Raw genomic sequence first — 17,748 nt, forward strand, 5'->3', positions numbered from 1 at the left:
AAGTTCTACCGAAGCCTGCCGTAATATTCTCCTAATGCCACCCTCAGGAGCAAAGCCATGTTGTTTGGCGACACACACCGTCTGCGCGAACTCGAGTCCCGCATCCAGTCTCTAGACGAAGAGATTCGCCGCAAGGAAAACGAGCTCGCGACCCTGCGTCGCCAGCTCGAAGAAGCCCAGGCCGAAGCCGATCGCTGCCGCTGGGAGAGCAACGCCATGCGTCGCGTGAGCGAAGAGCTCAAGACCTTCCAGCAATCCTTGACCCAGGTACAGGGCAGTGTCGGCACCCTGGCAGAACGCAGCGAGGAGGATCGCCAGACGGCCGAGCAAGCCTTCGAGCGCGCCGAGCGCAGCCGCGAAGTGGTCGAGGCGATCGCCACGAGTCTGCGTCAGCTCGCCGAGCGCTCGCAGAATGCGGCGCAAAAAGTCGGGGCGCTCGATACGCGGGCGCAAGAGATCACCGGCATCGTCAACCTCATCCGCGAGATCGCCGACCAGACCAATCTCCTGGCGCTCAACGCCGCGATCGAGGCGGCGCGCGCCGGTGAGCAAGGCCGCGGGTTTGCCGTGGTGGCCGACGAAGTGCGCAAACTCGCAGAACGCACGTCGGTAGCGACCGCCGACATCTCGCGCCTCGTCGAGCAGATCCGCAACGACAGCAGCTCGAGCCGCGAGGCCATGACCGAACTCGCCGCCGAATCGAGCCGCCTCAGCACGGAAGGAGAACAAGCAGCCCAGGAAGTCGAGACCCTCGAGGGACTCGTCGAACACATCGAACAGTCGGCAGGCTTGTCGGCGCTGCGCAGCTTCTGTGAGCTCGCCAAGATCGACCACATCCTCTACAAATTCGGCGTCTATCAAGTAGTGCTCGGCGTGAGCGACAAAGCCGCGTCGGAATTCGCCAGCCATCAGAACTGCCGGCTGGGGCGCTGGTACTACGAGGGGCGAGGCAAGGAGTGCTTCAGCGGTTTTCCCGGCTATCGCGAACTCGAGCGACCGCACCGCACGGTGCACGAAGCGGCCCAAGAAGCATTCGCAGCCTTGGCGAAAAAGGATATCGATCGCATCGTCGAGGCCATCCATCGCATGGAGGTGGCGAGCCTCGAAGTCATGCAGGGGCTCGACCGCCTCGTGCAAGGGGCGGAGCAAAATGCGGAATTGCTCGCCTGCGTCAAAGGGGGGGATACCACAAAAACTTCGTCTGCGACCAAACTCACGACCGCGGCCAAAGCACCCGCCGCCGTGACACCGCCTGCAAAACCGCCGGTGCAATCTCGTTGAGCGGCAAGACCTCGCAGGCGGCGCCCAAACGCACCGCCTCGCCGGGCATGCCCCAGATGACGGCGCTCGCCTCGTCCTGAGCGATGGTGTGGGCGCCAGCTTCTTTCAAGGCGAGCAAGCCCTGCGCCCCGTCGCGCCCCATGCCGGTAAGGAGCACTGCCACCGCCTCCGGCCCCAACACTTCGGCCGCACTGAAAAAGAGCACGTCCACCGACGGGCGATGGCGATTCACGGGATCGGAGCGGTCCAGCCGCAGCACGTAGCCGTTCCCCTGACGTTCGAGGCGCAGGTGCGAATGTCCCGGCGCCACCCAGGCCCGGCCGCGCATCAAGACTTCTCCGTCTCGCGCTTCACTCACGCGCAAGGCGCATACTTGATCCAGCCGCTTGGCAAACGGGGCGGTGAAATGCTCCGGCATGTGCTGCACGATCAACACGGGCGGCGCATCGGCCGGCAAGGCTTGCAATACCGTCTTGATCGCCTCGGTGCCTCCGGTGGAGGCGCCGATGAGGATCACCGGATCGCCGGGGTGCACCGGCTCAGCGCGGGACTTGCTCGAGCTCGCCTCCGCCCCGGAGGTTCCCGTAACAGAAGACCTGCCGGCGCGAGAAGACGAAGGCAACCATGATTCGCCGCGCGCTACGGCCTGCGGCTGCGAACCGGGCCGATGCGCTTGCAGTACCGCCGCCGGTTCCCCGTCGGCTTTGCGGCGATAGATCGTGCGCCCCAGCGGCTCGAACGCCTCGCTCGCGTAGAGAAGATTCTCCGAATGCCCCAGATAGAGGTAGCCGCCAGGGCGCAAGAGCGGCACGAAACGCTCGAGCACGTGGCGCTGGGTATGTCGATCGAAGTAGATCAATACGTTGCGGCAGAAGATGGCATCGAACGGCCCTTGTACCGGCCAAGGGGTTTCGACGAAATTGAGGCGGGCAAAGCGCACGAGGGCGCGCAGTTCGGCCCGAATCTGCCAACGACCGTCGGCAAGGGCAACGAAATAACGGGAACGCAGACCGTGGTCGATCGCTTCGAGCCGTTCGGCCGCATAGATACCGCTGCGCGCCTCCTCCAGTACCTGGGTGTCGAGGTCGGTGGCGAGGATATCAATAGGGGGATCGAGCCGTCCCCACACTTCGCAGGCCGTCATGGCGATCGAATAAGCCTCTTCACCGCTCGCACAGCCGGCCGACCACAGGCGAGCGCCTGATCGCTGACCGAGCCAAGTGCGCAAGTGCCCGAAGTGATGCGGCTCGCGGAAGAAATACGTCAGATTGGTGGTAAGCGCATTGATGAAGGCTTCGAGCTCACGCTCGTCGCTGCGCACCCGCGCCAGGTAGTCGGCAAAGCGCGTGAGCCCGAGCGCGCGCAGGCGGCGCGACAGACGCACATAGACCATGTCGCGCTTGGCCTCCGTGAGCGCGATGCCTGCGCGTTCGGCCACCAAAGCCCGGATGGCGGCAAAATCCTCTTCGGTAAACTCGAACTCGCGCGGCAGCGATTCGAGGCGGTTCTGGGCGAGGCGTTCGATGGTGCGCCGTACCTCGGCGATGCGGCGCAGCGCCGAACCCGGGTCCTCTTCACGGCTCACGGCGAGGCTCCCCCAGGCTTGACGGTCGGCGCAGCCGGCGGCTGACCGTACCCCTGCATCAAGGGAGCAGCGTTTTCTCTTGCCCGCCAAGCATCTTCGACTTCTTTTTTGAGCACGATGATGCTGATGCGCCGGTTCTGCGGGGCGTAAGGGTCTTCAGGGATGAGAGGAAATGTGTCGGCCATGCCGACGACCCGGAAGATCTTGGCCGGATCGAGCCCGCCGGCGACGAGTTCGCGCCGGGCGGCATTGGCCCGCTCCGCCGAGAGTTCCCAGTTCGACATGCCGCGCCCGTCACCGGCATAGGGCGTGGCATCGGTATGCCCGGCGATGCTGATGCGGTTGGGCAGGTCGTTGAGCGTGCGCCCCACCGTACGCAGCAGGCGCCGGGTATAGTCCTGCACCTGGGCGCTGCCCAGAGAGAACATGGGGCGATTTTGCGTATCGACGATCTCGATCACCAGACCGTCGTCGGTGATGCGCATCTGGATCTGATCTTTCATCGCCCGCAGATTCGGGTCGGCCTCGATGATCGCCTCCAGCATCGCCTTGGTACGTTCGAGCTGCTGCAGTTCGCGCAGTTTTTCGCCTCCCATGGCGGGGCCGCTGCTGTCGCCGCCGCGCCCCGGGGCCGGCGCAGCCTCGGTGATGGGTGTACCGGCCACCCTTCCCTGCCCGCCGGAAGCCACCTCGACGTCGGAACGGCCATGCGTTGGCGATGCTCCCTCGCCGCCTTCACGCGTGGCGGTGCTCTTTTCACTGCGCGTCTCGCCGCGCTTGACCTGCCCCACACGCCGGCTGAGGTCCTCGCCACCGCCGGGAATGATGCGCTCCGAATCACCCGCTCCCTCTCCCCCCGCACGCGCGACCTTGAGTGGATTCTGAAAATGCGCGGCGATCCCTTCGAGATCTCCCTGGGCCGTGGAACCGAGCAGCCACAGCAAGAGAAAGAAAGCCATCATGGCGGTGACGAAGTCGGCATAGGCGACTTTCCAGGCGCCGCCATGGGCTGCGCCCCCGCCTTTCTTGATGCGCTTGATGACGATCGGCTGCTGGCTTTCGTCGGCCATGACGGGACGCCGTTACTTGCGGTTTTTCAGCTCTTCCTCGAGCTGAAGGAAGGTGGGCCGGTCACGGGTCCACAGCACCTTGCGGCCGAATTCGATGGCGATCTGCGGCGGATAGCCGCTCATGCTGGCGAGCAGCACCACTTTGGCCACCTGGAAGGGCTTGGCGCCATCCTCGATCTTCGCTTCGAGCTGACCGGCAACGGGCGCGACGAAACCGTAAGAGAGGAGGATGCCGAGAAAGGTCCCGACCAGGGCACCGCCGAGTTTCTTGCCGAGCACCGCCGGCGGCTCGCCTACCGAACCGAGGACGTTCACCACCCCCATGACCGCGACCACGATCCCGAAAGCCGGCATGGCGTCGGCGATCTTGCTCACGATGTGGGGCGGCAGATGCGCTTCCTGATGGTGCGTCTCGAGCTCCTGGTCCATCAGGGTCTCGATCTCGACCGGGTTGAGGCTGCCGCTCACCATCATGCGCAGGTAGTCGGTGATGAATTCGACCAGATGGTGATCTTTTATGACAATAGGATATTTTCCGAACAGGGCCGAGCCTTCGGGGTTATCCACGTCCTGCTCGATCGACATCAAGCCTTCCTTGCGGACCTTGACGAGGATCTCGTAGAGCAGGGAGAGCAGCTCGAGATAGAAGGCGCGGGTATAGGGTGACCCTTTGAGGGCGCCCGAGAGGCGACCGAGCACGAGCTTGAGGGTAGCGCCGTCGTTGCTGGCGATGAAGCTGCCGATCATCAGACCGATGATTGCAACATATTCTGCCGGCACCCACAATGCCACGAGGCTGCCGTGGATCGCATAGGTACCGAAGGCGGACGCGAGTATGATCACATACCCGAGCAATAGGAACACAGAGCCCTCCGTTCGATGCCGCTAGTGCCGCAGCAAGGGCCAAGAATCACGGCCCTACGCCTGGCATGCAATGGTAGCATGAGCAGAGCGCCCTTGGCGAAGGACGGAATGAAGAAATTTGCGTCAGGCGGGAGCCATGACGGTGCGGTCAGGCTGGGGCTTTGGCCAGCCGTTTCTGGCCGCGGGAGATGGCCGTCTTGGCCGACTTGCGGCTGCTGCCCGCGCGCGAAGGCATGTGGCAGATACCGCAAACGAAGGTCTTGGCCGGCTCATAGGCGTGGGTGAGGAATTCGGCGCCACAGCAGGAGCACGGCGTGAGCTGCACCAGCTCGGCCTCGAAGAAACGCAGCAGCGTCCAGGCGCGCGTGATGCTGAGCACGGGATCGGTGCCGATGGCATCGATCTGGTCGAGATAGAGATGATAGGCGGAAATCAGCGCCTGCACGCCCTCGACAGCGCCACTGTGTTGCACCCGGCGGTAGAGGTTCATGAAGAGGGAAGCATGGACGTTGGGCTGCCAAGTCATGAACCAGTCGGTGGAAAAGGGCAGCATCCCTTTGGGGGGAGAGGCATGACGGATTTCCTTGTAGAGCTTGAGCAGACGCTCACGGCTCAAGGAAGTCTCGGCTTCGAGGAGCTGCATCCGCGCGCCGAGCCGGATGAGTTCGGCCGCAAGGCACACGTCGGCCGCTTCGCGCTCGATCGACTCAGGTCTCGTCATGATGTTCTCCCGTTTGTTGTCTGGCTTTCTTGTGCGTGGCGCCGTGCGCCATAATGGCAGCATGCAAGGCGGCGGTGAGCTCGTCGCGGGCTTTCTCTCCGGCCATGCGCTCGAGCACGGCCGCCTCGAAGCGGAATTGCGGCAGGCCGATTTGCAGGCTGGCCATGCGCACCAGCTTGGCCGGCGGCAGAGCGGCGAGCCAGCGCGCCGTTTCCGCTTCCAGGCCGAGTTTGACGGCGGCAGAAGCGGGATCGCGCTGCACCATGCGCTGCGCGAGGATCAGGTAGCTGAGATTCAGGTCACGAATCTCGTCGGCGAAATCCTCATGCTCCATGCCTCTGCCCTCCGCTCGTTTTTAAAATACCACGGACGTGACGCGGTAAAGCGGGAAATAAACCGGTACGGGACCGGTTATTCGCTTTTTGTGGCGCCGACGCAACGCCTCGCGGGGATTCCTGCACGGCGTTGCGCCGGTTGTTCACTCGATGGCTTCGCGCGATTTTGCCCGCTCGCGCAGGATGTATTTCTGGATCTTGCCGGTCGAGGTCTTGGGAATGGGGCCGAAGATGAAGCGCTTGGGCACCTTGAAGCCGGCGAGCAACCGCCGGCAGTGCTGGACGAGTTCCTCTTCGGTCACCGCCGCGCCCTCGCGCAGCTCGACGAAGGCACAGGGTACCTCGCCCCACTTCGGATCGGGAGACGCCACCACCGCCGCGGCGGCGACCGCCGGGTGCTTATAGAGGGCATCCTCGACCTCGATCGAGGAGATGTTCTCGCCGCCGGAGATGATGATGTCCTTGGCTCGGTCTTTGATCTTGACGTAGCCGTCGGGCTGCATCACCCCCAGATCGCCGGTATGGTACCAGCCGCCGCGGAAGGCTTCTTCGGTGGCTTTGGGATTCTTGAGGTAGCCCTTCATGACGAGGTTGCCACGGAACATGATCTCGCCCATGGTCTCGCCATCCCAGGGCACCGGCTGCATGGTGTCCGGGTCCAGGACCGTGATCGCCTCCTGGGCGTGATAGCGCACGCCCTGGCGGCCGTTGAGCCGCACCTGCTCTTCGAGCGGCAGGCTCGCCCAATCGTCGTGCTTGGCGCAGACCGCGGCCGGCCCGTAGGTTTCGGTGAGTCCATAGACGTGGGTGATGTCGAAGCCGATCTTGGCCATCGCTTCGATCATCGAGGCAGGAGGCGGAGCGGCGGCCACCAGGCCGGAGACCTTGTGCGTGATCCCCTTGCGCCATCCCTCGGGCGCATTGGCGATCATGGAGTGCACGATGGGCGCGCCGCAATAGTGCGTTACCTTGTGCTCGGCGATCAGTTCGAGAATGAGGCGCGGATCGACGCGGCGCAGGCAAACGTTGGTGCCGGCGTTGGCGGCCATGGTCCAGGGGAAGCACCAGCCGTTGCAGTGGAACATCGGCAGGGTCCACAGATAGACCGAGTGCGGCGGCATTCCCCAGGAGACGATGTTGCTGAATGAATTGAGATAGGCCCCGCGGTGGTGATAGACCACGCCCTTGGGATTGCCGGTGGTGCCGGAAGTGTAGTTGAGGGAGATCGCCTCCCATTCGTCCTGCGGGTATTCGAGGACGAAGTCGGGGTTGCCCTGGGCGAGGAATTCCTCGTACTCGATCCGGCCGAGCCGCTCACCGGGGCCGGTGTATTCCGAGTCGTCCACGTCGATGACGATGAGATCGGGTCGATGGGCGATGCGGATGGCCTCCTTCACCATCTTGGAATACTCACGATCGGTGATGAGCACCTTGGCCTCGCCGTGATTGAGGATGAAGGCCACGGTTTCGGGATCGAGCCGGATGTTGATGGTGTTGAGCACCGCGCCGCAGCCGGGTACGCCGAAATGGCACTCGTACATCTCGGGCGTATTGTTGAGGACCACCGCCACCGTGTCGTTCTTCTTCACCCCGAGCTGGCGCAGGGCGGAAGCGAGCCGCCGGGCGCGCTCCTCGACCTGTTTCCAGGTATAGCGACGCTTGCCGTGGATGACGGCGGTGCGCTCGGGGTAGATATAGGCCGAGCGGGACAGGAAGGTGAGCGGCGTGAGCGGCACGTAGTTTGCAGGGGTCTTCTCCAGCCCCATTTCATAGGGGTTGACCGTCATGTCGTTCTTCTCCTTGGTGGTTGAGCGTTTCGGAAAGCGGATCGAGGCGCAGCGGCATGCCGACACCCGCCCATTGTGCGATTTCGTCTTCCAGCGCAGCGCGGGTGAGCGGATGGCGTCGCAGGAAAACCGAGGGTAATTGTAAGGCATAGCCCTTGCCTTCGCGCCTCGCGCGCAGACGCTCGAAGCGTTTGCCGTCGCGGGCCCGATGCAGCACGGCGGCGATACGCAGCGCGAAAATGAGGTCCCACTCTGGTGAACCGGAGGGAAGTTCGGCGAGCCGTTCGAGTTTGCCGCGATGGCTCAAAACGAGGCGCGCGAGTTGCGCCTGCTCCATGCGGGAAAAACCCGGCATGTCGGCATGCGCCAGGATGTAGGCGCCGTGCTTGTGATGTCCGGCATGCGCGATCGACAGGCCGATCTCGTGCAGCCGCGCCGCCCAGGAGAGCAGCAGGCGGTCGGGGTGCTCTTCGAAAGCGAGCTCGGGACGCAAATCGAGCGCGAGGCCGAGGGCCGTGGTCTCCACCCGCCCGGCGTGCAAGCGGTCGACGCCGTAGCGTTCCATGAAGCGTTCGACCGAGGATTCGCGGATGTCCTGGTGATGATGGCGTCCGAGCAGGTCGTAGAGCACGCCGAGGCGCAGGGCGCCTTCGGAAAAGACCATTTCATCGAGTCCGAGCACATCGAAGGCGGCGGCCATGATGGCCACTGCTCCGGGGAAGACCGGTTGGCGGTCGCGTTTGAGCCCCTTGAGCCCTTTGAGGGCCTCGATCGAGCCGAGCGCCGGCAAGGCTTTGACGAGCTGCTGCAGCCCCTTGCGCGTGATCGTCTCCTGACTCCAGCCTTGGGCGACGAGCACGTCGCGGATCGCCTTGGCCGAACCGCTGGAGCCCACCGCGCGCTCCCAGCCAAGGACGCGATAAGGGACGGCGATCGCCTCGATTTCCTTGGCCGCGGCAAGCCGGGCCTCGCGCAGACGGCTTTCGGTGATCTTACCTTCGGGAAAGAAGCGCAGGCTGTAGGAAACACAGCCCATGTAGAGACTCTCGAGCAGGATGGGCTGAAAACTTCGGCCGATGATGATCTCGGTGGAACCGCCGCCGATATCGATCACCAGGGTCTGCCGCTGCGGCTCGGCCACGGCGTGCGCCACCCCCAGATAGATGAGGCGGGCCTCCTCGCGACCAGAGACGATCTCGATGGGATAGCCGAGGACGGCCTGCCCCTGCAGGACGAACTCGGGGGCGTTGCGCGCCACGCGCAGCGCATTGGTGCCCACGGCGCGCACGGCCTCGGGCGGAAAACCCTTCAGCCGTTCGGCGAACCCCGCCAATGCCGCCAGCCCGCGGGCAAAAGACGCCCCGTCCAGCCGTTTGTCCTCGCTCAGGCCGGCAGCCAGACGCACCGAAGCCTTGAGATCGTCCACGGGATAGAGCAAGTCGCCATCGACACGGGCGATTTCGAGCCGAAAACTGTTCGATCCGAGATCGACGGCGGCCAGATGCGAGAACAAGCCCATTCCCCTCGGCGAGTGATGGGCGAAATTGTAACGCCGAAGCGGTGGAAGCCGATGCAGGAACAGGATATGATCCGAAAGATGATGATTCACTGATACCCGGCCCGGAGCAACGCATGCCCGTATCCCTCGCGCGCCCCCCGAAAACCTATCCCGCGGAGCACTTCTTCAATCGCGACCTGTCGCTGCTGCAATTCCAGCGCCGGGTGCTAGCCAATGCCGCCGAGCCAACGGTGCCGCTGCTCGAGCGTCTGCGCTTTCTGTGCATCGTCTCGAGCAACCTCGACGAATTCTTCGAGATCCGCGTCGCCGGCTTGAAGGAACAGCAGCGCCAGGGCGTGACCCGCCCCGGTATCGATGGCATCCCGCTCGAAGAGCTGCTCGAGCAAATCAGCGCCGAGGTCCATTCCCTCGTGGCGCGGCAATACGCTTTGCTCAATCAAGAGATCCTTCCGGCGCTTGCGCACGAAGGAATCGTCTTCCTGCGCCGCCACGAATGGAACGAGCAGCAACGCCGCTGGATCGAGGATTATTTCCGTACCCAGGTGCAGCCGCTCCTCACGCCGATCGGGCTCGATCCGGCGCACCCCTTCCCCCGGGTGCTCAACAAGAGTCTGAACTTCGCCATCGAGCTCGAAGGAACCGATGCCTTCGGCCGCGCCTCGGGGCGCGCCATCGTGCAGGCCCCGCGGGCGCTGCCGCGCGTCATCCGCTTGCCCAAGGAAGTGAGCGAGCACCCCTACACTTTCGTCTTCCTCTCGGCGGTGATCCACGAGCACGTGCATCTGCTCTTTCACGGCATGGAGATCAAGGGCTGCTACCAGTTTCGCGTCACGCGCAACTCCGATCTCTTTCTCGACGAAGAAGAAATCAAAGACCTGCGCGACACGCTCAAGGAAGAGTTGCAGCACCGCCACTTCGGCGACGCGGTACGGCTGGAGGTGGCGGAGAATTGTTCCGAGCAGATGGCGCAGTTCCTGCTGGAGCATTTCCACCTCACGCCCAAGGACCTCTATCGCGTGCCCGGCATCGTCAATCTGGTGCGGCTCATGTCCATCCCCGACCTGGTCGACCGACCGGATCTGAAGTATCGCCCATTCCAACCCCGCATCCCGCGCGAACTCTCGCGACCGCTGGACATCTTCCGCGTCCTGCGCCGCCAGGACATCTTGCTGCACCATCCCTACGAGAGTTTCGAGCCGGTGATCAACTTCCTCAAGGTGGCGGCCGACGATCCCAACGTGATGGCCATCAAGATGACGGTGTATCGCACCGGCACCGACTCGGTACTGATGGAGCACCTCATCCGCGCCGCGCAGCGGGGCAAGGAAGTGACGGTGGTGCTGGAGCTGATGGCGCGATTCGACGAGGAAGCCAATATCCAATGGGCGAACCGCCTGCACGACGCCGGGGCACACGTGGTCTATGGCATCTTCGGGTTCAAGACGCACGCCAAGCTCCTGATGATCGTGCGCCGCGAGGAAGGCAAACTGCGTCGCTACTGCCACCTCGGTACCGGCAATTACCATCCCCGCACGAGCCGCCTGTACACCGATTTCGGCCTGATGACGTCCGACGAGGTCATCGGGCAGGACGTCTCCGAGATCTTCGATTCGATCACCGGTCTGGGCAAACCGGGTGAGCTGCATCATCTGTGGCAGGCGCCCTTCACCTTGCACGAGAACGTGCTCGCGCACATCCGCGCCGAAGCCGAAGCCGCCCGCGCCGGTCGCAAGGGGCGCATCATCGCCAAGATGAACGCGCTGCTCGAGCCGGAAGTGATCGAGGCGCTCTACGAGGCCTCACAGGCGGGCGTGGAGATCGATCTCATCGTGCGCGGCGCCTGCGCCCTGCGCCCCGGTGTGGACAATCTCTCGGAGCGCATCCGGGTGCGTTCCATCGTCGGGCGCTTTCTCGAACACCACCGCATTTTCTGTTTCCATGCCGACGGCGAGCAGAAGGTGTATCTCTCGAGCGCCGACTGGATGGAGCGCAATTTCTTCCGCCGCGTCGAGGTCGCCGTTCCCGTGCTCGACCCCAAGCTCAAGCGCCGGGTCATCAAGGAGGGATTGCGCATCTATCTCCTCGACAACGCCCAAGCCTGGGAACTCGACGTCGACGGGCGCTATCGCCTCAAGCACGCCCGGCGGCAGCGTCGGGCGGCGCAGGAGATCCTGCTGCAGGAACTGGCCAAGCCCCTGTGACGCCGCCGGTCAGCGCCGGCGCACGTCCACCACGTCGGGCACGGCGCGCAGCGCCGCGATCGCGCTCGCGAGCCGCTCGGCGTCCGGCGCCTCCACCGTAAAGCTCATCCGTGCCCGGTGCTGCGTGGTCAAGGTCTGCACGGCGGTGACGTTGAGCCGCTGTACCGTGAAGACCTCGCTCACGTCACGCAGCAGCCCCTGGCGGTCGTGTGCCTCGATCTGGATTTCGACCGGATAGGCACGGCGCGAGCCGACATCGGCACCGACCTCGTTCCATTGCACGGACACGAGACGCTCGGGATGGCGCAGGCTCAGTTCGAGGAGGTCACGACAGTCGGCGCGGTGGATCGTCACCCCTCGACCCCGCGTGACGAAGCCCACGATCTCATCGGGCGGCATGGGGTGACAGCAGCGTGCCAAGGCGGTCAGGAGACCGCTTTGCCCTCCAACGAGGATCGCTCCGCCAGCGCGCGCCGACGGCGCCTGCAGCGGCACCGTGAGCGGCTCCTCGGGTCGGGTTTCGCTCACGGCCGGCTGTAGCGCCTGTACGATAGCCCGCGGCCCGACCTCGCCGCGGGCGGCGGCACGGTAAAGCGCCTCGGGTGACTTGAATCCGAGCCGCTCGGCGAGTTTTTCCAGATTGGTGCGGCTATGCCCCTCGCGCTGCAGTTCCCGCTCCACCAGCGAGCGCCCGCGGGCAAGGAGCTCCGCCTCCTGTTGCTGGGCGAACCAGGCACGAATCTTGGCACGCGCCGTTTTCGTTTTGACGTAGCCCAGCGCCGGATTGAGCCAGTCGCGCGACGGACCGCCTTCCTTGGCGGTGATCACTTCCACCGTCTGCCCCGAACGCAGAGGGGTGTCGAGCGGAACGAGCTGGCCGTCGACGCGCGCGCCGCGGCAGCGATGACCGACGTCGGTGTGGATGCGGTAGGCGAAGTCGACCGGCGTGGCCCCCTGCGGGAGATCGACGACGCGCCCTGTTGGGGTGAGCACGAAAATGGTATCGTCCTGCACCGCGTGGCGCACGCGATCGGCCCATTCGCTGCTGTCGACCACCTCATCGCGCCAGGCAAGCAGCGAACGTAGAAGAGCGATCTTCTGGTCGTAGGGCGAGGACTTGGCTGCCCCTTCCTTGTAGCGCCAGTGCGCCGCCACGCCGAATTCGGCATGGCGGTGCATCTCGAAGGTGCGCACCTGGACTTCGAGCGGCCGGCCGTCTTCGGCACGCACGGCGGTGTGCAGCGACCGATAACCATTGGGTTTGGGACGGGCGATGTAGTCATCGAACTCCCCAGCAATGGGCGGCCACAGTTCATGCACGCGGCTCAAAACCGCATAGCAGTCGGCCACCGCCGGCACCAGCACCCGAACCGCGCGCACGTCATAGACCTGCGAGAAATCGAGTCCTTTCTTGCGCATCTTGTTCCAGATACTGTAGATGTGCTTGGCCCGACCATAGACTTCGGCACCGGCGATGCCGAGCGCCGCCACTTCGGCCGAGAGTCGCTGCACCACACGGGCGACGAACGCCTCACGCTCGAGCCGGCGTTCGTCGAGCAGGCGGGCGATGCGCTTGTAGGTCTCGGGTTCGAGGAAGCGAAAAGAGAGGTCCTCGATCTCCCACTTGATCTGCCCCACGCCGAGGCGGTTCGCCAGCGGCGCATAGAGCGCCAGGCTCTCGCGGGCGTAGTCGACTCGCGCCGGGGTCTCTTCGCCCTCGCTGGCGAACCAGCGCAGGGTCTGCAGGCGCGAGGCCAGCCGCAGCAGCACCACGCGAATGTCCTCGACCAGCGCGAGCAGCATCTTGCGCAGCGTCTCGGTTTGGACCGCATCGTCCGCCCCCACAGGCAGGCGCAAACCTTCGAGGCGCTGCAGGCCGCGCAGCAACCGCGGCACGTCGGCATCGAAGCGCGACGTGACCCATTCGAAATGCTCCGGCGCCCGCACCGGCACGGCATAGAGCAGGCCGGCGATGCGCGAGGCCGGGTCGAGCCGCAGTTCGGCGGCGATGAGCGCCACCGCCACCGCATGGTCGAACACCGGCTCTCCGGTAGCGAGGCACAGATCGGCGAACACGCTCCGGGCGAACTCATGGGCCTCGCGCACCGCCTCGGCCTGTTCGATGGACAACCCCTCGGTGAGAGCGGCAAGCGCGAGATCGGGTGCCTTGGCGGCAAGTGTCAGTTGAGTGGCGACCATGGTTTCGTGCGAAACTATCCTTCGATCCGTGAGACGGGAGTCCTCGATGCGCGAGCGCCACGCGCCCTCTTTCGCCGCTTCCCACCCCTATCTCTTGCTCACCTTGGCCGTAGCCTTCTGGTCGAGCAACATGATCGTCGGACGAGCGATCCGCGACGAGGTTCCCCCGGTGACGCTCGCGCTGGGACGCTGGATCGTCGCCTTCCTCCTGACCCTGCCATGGGCGCTGCCGCCGCTGCGACGGCAATGGGCGGCGGTGCTCCGTCATTGGGCGATCCTGGCGCTGCTTGGGGTGTTGGGGGTGGGATGTTATAACACATTCGCCTACCTGGCGCTACGGCACACGAGCGCCACCAACGCGGCGATGCTCAATTCCTTCACGCCGGTGGCAACGATGCTGCTCGCCGCCGCCGTGCTCGGACACCGCCTCACGCGCCGGCAGGCACTGGGCGTGGCGGTATCGCTCGTTGGGGTGCTCACCATCGTCGCCCAGGGGCGCTGGCAAGTGCTCGCTTCGTTGTCGTTCAACCGTGGTGACCTGTGGATGTTGGGGGCCGTGGCGGTATGGGGCGTTTATACCGTGGCGCTGCACCGCCGGCCGGCCGGCATCGATCCCATGGCACAGCTGGCGGTGTTCATCGCCGTGGGCATCCTCGTGCTGCTGCCCTTCGGCCTGTGGGAATGGCGCGATGGTCCGCCGCTACGCTGGCGCGCCGAGTCGTTGCTCGCCATCCTCTACGTCGGCATCTTCCCGGGCTTCCTCGGTATGGTGTGCTACAACGCCGGCGTGGCGGTGGTCGGCCCCAGCATCGGCAGCTTGTTCCTGCACCTGATGCCGGCGCTCACGCCGCTCTTTGCCTTCGTTTTTCTCGGCGAGCGGCCGGCGTGGTATCACGCCGTGGGCATCGTCGCCATCCTCGCCGGAATCCTGCTTGCCACGGCGCGGCCGCGCTTGCCGCAGCGCCGGCACGAAAGGGTTTAGCCATGCCTGCCTGGATCGATGCCTTGCGCCGCCTCTGGCGTTCCCGGAGGGAACATGCCGAACCGGACGAGACTTTCTGGAAAGCAGTCGAGAGTACCCTCCCTTTTTTGCACAACATCCCGCCGACGGCGCGCGAGCGGGTGCGCCGCCTCGCCGCCCGTTTTCTCGCCACCAAGACCTTCTATGGGGCGCACGGGCTGCCCATCACCGACCTGCTCGCCGGCAATATCGCCTGGCAGGCGGCGCTGGTGGCACACCGCACGGGCTTGGGCATTTACGACGACTTCGTCGGGGTCATCGTCTACCCCGAACCCTTTCGCGTGCGCCGCCGCTTTGCCGACGAGATCGGGCTGGTGCATGAATTCGACGACGAACTCTACGGCGAAACCTGGGAGGGCGGCCCGGTCATCGTGAGTTGGGGCACGGACGAGGAGGAAGGGATGCAGGTGGTACTGCACGAATTCGCCCACCGACTGGACCTCGCCGACGGGGCGCTCGACGGCGTCCCGCTCCTGCCGCCCTCCCTGCCGCGCGCCCGCTGGGAACGCGTGATGGCAACCGCGCTGCAGCGGCTGCAAGACGAGCTCGATGCCGGGAAGTCCCCGCCGCTCGACCCCTATGCCGAAGAAGGGCCGGAAGAATTCTTTCCCGTGGCGACGGAGACCTTCTTCGCCGAACCGGAGGCGCTCGCCGTCTGGGATCCGACTCTTTTCGCCGCCCTGTGTGAGGTCTACGGCATGGAGCCTGCACGCTCCCGATGAGCGCTCACGGCCCTTCCTCCCCTTCGATCGTTTCAACCGAAACGGTTTCGTCGCCGTCGCGTTCAGCTCCTCCATCAGCGCGCAGCAGCGGATAGACCGCGGCGCAGACGTGCGAATGGATGCGTTTGAGATCGCGCAGCAGGTCCAGGTGCAGTGAGCTCGTCTCGATGCTCTCCGCCCTGCCTTCCTGCAGGCGGGCGAGGTGACTGCGCACGGCAGCCAGTTCCAGCTCGCGGATGCGCGACTTCTCCTCGCGCAGCATCCGGGCGAGCTCATGGTCGCGCGTGAGGCAAGCGCTGAGCGCCAGCTGCAGATTGTCGCTGACCAGACGATGGAATTCTTCCAGCTCATGCCGGCCTTCGTCCGAGAATTCGAGATGGCGCTTGATCTTCTTCGTCGCCAACTCCATCAGGTTCTTGTCGATGATGTCGCCGATGTGTTCGAGGTTGAGCGCGAGCGCCATGAGTTCCATCGCCCGCCGATGCACTGCCTCGTCGTCGCTCGCACGGATGAGGCGTACCAGATAGAGCTTGATCGCCTCGTGCAGGCGGTCGACGGCGTTGTCCATCCGCGACACCTCCGAGGCGAGCTTGCGATCATTGGCGAACACCGCCTGCATCCCCTGACGCAGCATCGTCTCGACCAGCTCACCCAGACGCAGCGTCTCGCGCGCGGCGCACGCGAGCGCCACCGCCGGAACGTCCAGCGCCCGCTCATCCAGATGGACGGGCACAGCGGGATCCTGCCCACCTCGTGTATCGGGCAAGAGGCGCTCGAGCAGACGGGCAAGCAAGTCTAGCGCGGGGAAGAACGCCACGGCCAACAGCAAATTGAACAGCGTATGAAAATCCGCCACCTGGCGCAAAGGATTTGCCTCGAAGCCCGAGAGCAGGCGCGCGGCCGGATCGAGCAGCGGCAGAAAGACGAGGCAGCCGATGAACCGGATGAGCAGATTGGCAAAGGGCAGGCGAAGGTGCGCCGGATTGCCGCCATGGCTCTCGAGCAGCGGATTGATCGCGCTACCCAGGTTTGCCCCCAGCACCAGAACGAGCGCCGGTACGGTATCGAGCGCGCCGGTGCCGGCGAGCGAAGAGGCGAAGAGCACGATCGCCACACTGGAATGCGCCGCCCAGGTGAGGGCCGCCCCGATGAGGAGCATGAGCAGTGGCTCATCCCCCAGGGCGGCCAGCAGTTCATGCACCAGGACCGCATGCTCCACGGGGGCGAGGGACTCCAGCATGAGGTGCAGGGCAAGCAGCATGAGCCCCAGGCCGATCGCCACCCGGCCGAGATCACGCGTCACCGTCTGCGCCCCCCGGCGAAAGGCGATCAGCCCCACGAAGAGCAATACGGGCGAGAGCAGGGACGTGTCGAAAGAGAGCAGCTGCACGACCAGCGTGGTGCCCACGTTGGCGCCAAGCATCACCGCCAAGGCGGGGGTCAGCTCGACGAGATTCACCGCCGAAAAAGACGAGATCATGAGGGCGGTGGCCGTACTGCTTTGCAAGATGGCGGTCACGACGAGCCCGGCGAGGAAGGCCTTGGCGCGATGGCGCAGCACCCGCGCGAGCCAACGCTTGAGCCGCGCACCGAAGGCGCGCAACAGGCCGCTCTGCACCATGTGCAGACCCCACAGCAGCAGCGCCACGCCGCCGAGCAGGTTGAGCAGCACCCTGATCGCCATCGATTCTCCCCTATCGTCCCGGCCGGATTCTCTTCACGGGCGGCTCGAAGAACCGTCTCGAGCGGCCGCGCAGTAGGTCATGCGAGCCGTCCTTCACGATAGAATCGCCGCCTCATTACGTCAAATCGACGCCGCCAGGCAGGGCAGAGTTCCGGGGCGAGGACGATTTTATTCCTTTTGATTTTTTTGCGTTTGCTCTGCGTTCACCGGAAGGGGTGGACTTTTCCCGTAAAAACGCCTAATCTGAGCAGTGAAAATGGCGTTTATACCCATTCATCATTGAAAGGAGTCGAATCATGAAAAAAACTTGGGTATTGGTCGCCAATGCGAGCGTGGCCAAGTTCTACGAATTCCTCGGTTTCAAGTCCGGCGTGCGACTGGTCGAGACCCGCGAACATCCGGAAAGCCGTCTGCCCAACCGCGAACTGATCACTGACAACCTGCCGTTCCCGGGCACGGGTGGTGACAAGGCGCCGCATACCGGCGAGCCGCCCGTGCCGCCCAAAAAGTACGAAGCCGAACGATTCGCCATCGAAGTGGCGCGCCGTTTGCGTGAAGCCCGCGTCGAGCATGCGCTCGAGCAGCTCGTGCTGATGGGCCCGGCCAACTTCCTGGCGCTCGTCAAGGAGCACCTCGACGAGCCCACGCGCAAGATCCTGGTGCGCGACGTGGAGAAAGACTACACCAAGGCCGACGACAAGACCATCGCCGAGAAGGCGGCCGAGGCGCTGCTGCCACCCGCGTAAGCCGCATCGAGCC

General features: G+C 64.7%; 14 protein-coding genes. 5 read left to right on the plus strand and 9 right to left on the minus strand.

The window, feature by feature from the left end:
- The first annotated feature begins 57 nt into the window (after positions 1–57).
- Positions 58–1,281, plus strand: a complete 1,224-nt coding sequence (locus H607_RS11670; RefSeq protein WP_051240645.1) for a methyl-accepting chemotaxis protein — start codon at positions 58–60, stop codon at positions 1,279–1,281.
- Here H607_RS11670 and H607_RS13515 read toward each other — a convergent pair.
- The 7 genes from H607_RS13515 to H607_RS11685 form a co-directional block, all read right to left on the minus strand.
- Positions 1,214–2,866 carry a chemotaxis protein CheB gene (locus H607_RS13515; RefSeq protein ID WP_083961933.1) on the minus strand — a complete coding sequence of 551 codons (1,653 nt, stop codon included), beginning with the start codon at positions 2,864–2,866 and terminating at the stop codon, positions 1,214–1,216. The two genes, H607_RS11670 and H607_RS13515, sit on opposite strands and share 68 nt — an antisense overlap.
- Entirely contained in the window at positions 2,863–3,936 is a 1,074-nt protein-coding gene (locus H607_RS11680) for a flagellar motor protein MotB (RefSeq protein WP_051240646.1), read from the minus strand. The genes H607_RS13515 and H607_RS11680 overlap by 4 nt, the downstream gene beginning before the upstream one ends.
- Positions 3,937–3,948: 12 nt before the next feature.
- Positions 3,949–4,800, minus strand: coding sequence for a flagellar motor stator protein MotA (motA, locus tag H607_RS0104245; protein WP_028874402.1), 852 nt, complete (start codon positions 4,798–4,800; stop codon positions 3,949–3,951).
- Positions 4,801–4,948: 148 nt separating this feature from the next.
- The gene (gene flhC / locus H607_RS0104250; RefSeq protein ID WP_037989579.1) at positions 4,949–5,521 is read right to left on the minus strand and encodes a flagellar transcriptional regulator FlhC; all 573 of its coding nucleotides are present in this window, start codon (positions 5,519–5,521) and stop codon (positions 4,949–4,951) included.
- Entirely contained in the window at positions 5,508–5,855 is a 348-nt protein-coding gene (locus H607_RS0104255; RefSeq protein ID WP_028874404.1) for a flagellar transcriptional regulator FlhD, read from the minus strand. Before H607_RS0104255 ends, flhC begins: the two co-directional genes overlap by 14 nt.
- Positions 5,856–5,999: 144 nt before the next feature.
- A complete protein-coding gene (locus H607_RS0104260; RefSeq protein WP_028874405.1) occupies positions 6,000–7,643 on the minus strand; it encodes an acyl-CoA synthetase in 1,644 nt (547 codons plus the stop codon).
- Positions 7,624–9,162: a Ppx/GppA phosphatase family protein gene (locus tag H607_RS11685; protein ID WP_051240647.1), complete on the minus strand. Its 1,539-nt coding sequence runs from the start codon at positions 9,160–9,162 to the stop codon at positions 7,624–7,626. Before H607_RS11685 ends, H607_RS0104260 begins: the two co-directional genes overlap by 20 nt.
- Positions 9,163–9,275: 113 nt before the next feature.
- Here H607_RS11685 and ppk1 point away from each other — a divergent pair, with 113 nt between their 5' ends.
- Entirely contained in the window at positions 9,276–11,363 is a 2,088-nt protein-coding gene (gene ppk1 / locus H607_RS0104270; protein ID WP_028874406.1) for a polyphosphate kinase 1, read from the plus strand.
- Between the two features lie 9 nt (positions 11,364–11,372).
- Here ppk1 and H607_RS0104275 read toward each other — a convergent pair whose 3' ends face one another.
- Positions 11,373–13,562, minus strand: a complete 2,190-nt coding sequence (locus H607_RS0104275) for a RelA/SpoT family protein (RefSeq protein ID WP_028874407.1) — start codon at positions 13,560–13,562, stop codon at positions 11,373–11,375.
- Between the two features lie 46 nt (positions 13,563–13,608).
- Between H607_RS0104275 and H607_RS0104280 the strand changes: the two genes are divergently transcribed.
- Complete coding sequence (locus H607_RS0104280) at positions 13,609–14,544, plus strand: DMT family transporter (protein WP_028874408.1); 936 nt, start codon at positions 13,609–13,611, stop codon at positions 14,542–14,544.
- Positions 14,545–14,546: 2 nt separating this feature from the next.
- The gene (locus H607_RS0104285) at positions 14,547–15,305 is read left to right on the plus strand and encodes a M90 family metallopeptidase (RefSeq protein ID WP_028874409.1); all 759 of its coding nucleotides are present in this window, start codon (positions 14,547–14,549) and stop codon (positions 15,303–15,305) included.
- 4 nt (positions 15,306–15,309) lie between these two features.
- Here H607_RS0104285 and H607_RS0104290 read toward each other — a convergent pair whose 3' ends face one another.
- Complete coding sequence (locus H607_RS0104290) at positions 15,310–16,989, minus strand: Na/Pi cotransporter family protein (protein WP_028874410.1); 1,680 nt, start codon at positions 16,987–16,989, stop codon at positions 15,310–15,312.
- Positions 16,990–17,285: 296 nt separating this feature from the next.
- On the opposite strand from H607_RS0104290, the gene H607_RS11690 reads away from it, so the two are divergent.
- Positions 17,286–17,735, plus strand: coding sequence for a host attachment protein (locus tag H607_RS11690; protein ID WP_051240648.1), 450 nt, complete (start codon positions 17,286–17,288; stop codon positions 17,733–17,735).
- Positions 17,736–17,748 lie beyond the last annotated feature (13 nt).

It is taken from the genome of Tepidiphilus margaritifer DSM 15129, assembly GCF_000425565.1.
GTDB lineage: Bacteria > Pseudomonadota > Gammaproteobacteria > Burkholderiales > Rhodocyclaceae > Tepidiphilus > Tepidiphilus margaritifer.